Origin of the sequence: Kitasatospora sp. NPDC048194 (genome assembly GCF_043202455.1) — a bacterium.
In the GTDB taxonomy this organism is placed as follows: Bacteria; Actinomycetota; Actinomycetes; order Streptomycetales; family Streptomycetaceae; genus Kitasatospora.
Genome location: NZ_JBIDAK010000079.1, coordinates 1 through 1,181, shown reverse-complemented (window position 1 = coordinate 1,181; position 1,181 = coordinate 1). Strand labels below are relative to the sequence as shown.

Here is a 1,181-nt window from a genome sequence, read left to right as displayed (position 1 = left end):
GGCGAGTTCAACCGGTCGTTGCAACACCGGGCTGTTGTAGTGAGCGTAGCTGCTCCTCGAAGACCTCGGCCGGGGTCTTCCAGCCAAGGATCTTGCGGGGTCGGTTATTGATCGCCAGGGCGACGGCTTCGAGGTCCCCGGCGGACCATCGGGACAGGTCGGTGCCCTTCGGGAAGTACTGACGCAGCAGCCCGTTCGTGTTCTCGTTCGTGGGTCGCTGCCAGGGCGCGTGCGGATCGGCGAAGAACACCTTCGTCCCGGTCTCGAGCGTGAACTGGGCATGTCCGGAAAGTTCCTTCCCGCGGTCCCAGGTCAGGGTCTTGCGGAGCTGCTCGGGTAGCTTCGTCATCGACTCGGTCAGAGCAGTGTTCATCGCGACGGCGCCGTAACCGCCCAACGGCGGGCCGTTCTTCACAGGTGGCACCTCGCCCCAGCCCTCCATCCTCGGCAGATGCACCAGGAGGGTAGACCGGCTGCTGCGTTCGACGAGCGTGCCGATCGCGGACCGGCCCGTCCCAATGATCAGATCGCCTTCCCAATGCCCGGGGACCGCGCGGTCCCCGGCCTCTGCAGGACGTTCACTGAGGACGACATCCGCGGTGACATGCCCTTGCGGCTTGTTCCGTGCCCTCGACCGAGGCTCTCGAAGTGCCCGCCCGGTCCGCAGGCAGGCGACCAGCTCCCGCTTGAGCGCACCACGGCCCTCGATGAACAGCGCCTGGTAGATCGCCTCGTGGCTGATGCGCATGGACTCATCCTCGGGGAAGTCGGCCTTCAGCCGGTGCGAGATCTGTTCCGGGCTCCATGCTGTCGCCCACCGCCTGTCCTGCCGGTGCGGCTTGTTCAGCCCCTTCCATGGTGGCGTCTGCGGTCCCGCGACGACCGTCCCGTCAGGCCGATGAACGTTCCCCGAAAGCCTCTCCTGCACGTACTCGCGCAACCGGTCGTTGCCCAGGAGCTTCGCGCTCTTCGGACGCTTGGCCGCCTGCTGAGCCTTCCACTGGGCGACCGTCGCGCGGTACTCCTGCTTGCCGCCGCGCGTGGCGGCGTTGCGGCGCAGTTCGCGAGAGATTGTCCCGGGGTCACGCCCCAGGGCGCGGGCGATCTCGCGCACGCCCTTGCTCATCGCCCTGAGGATCGCGATCTCCTCGCGCTCCTCGAACGTGAGGTACCGGCCCGAG

1 protein-coding gene is annotated in these 1,181 nt (G+C 67.4%); it reads right to left on the bottom strand.

From position 1 onward, the window contains the following. Positions 1-7: 7 nt before the first annotated feature. A partial coding sequence (locus ACGF07_RS35625) for an IS30 family transposase (protein WP_392905842.1) occupies positions 8-1,181 on the bottom strand: 1,174 nt, incomplete at its 5' end.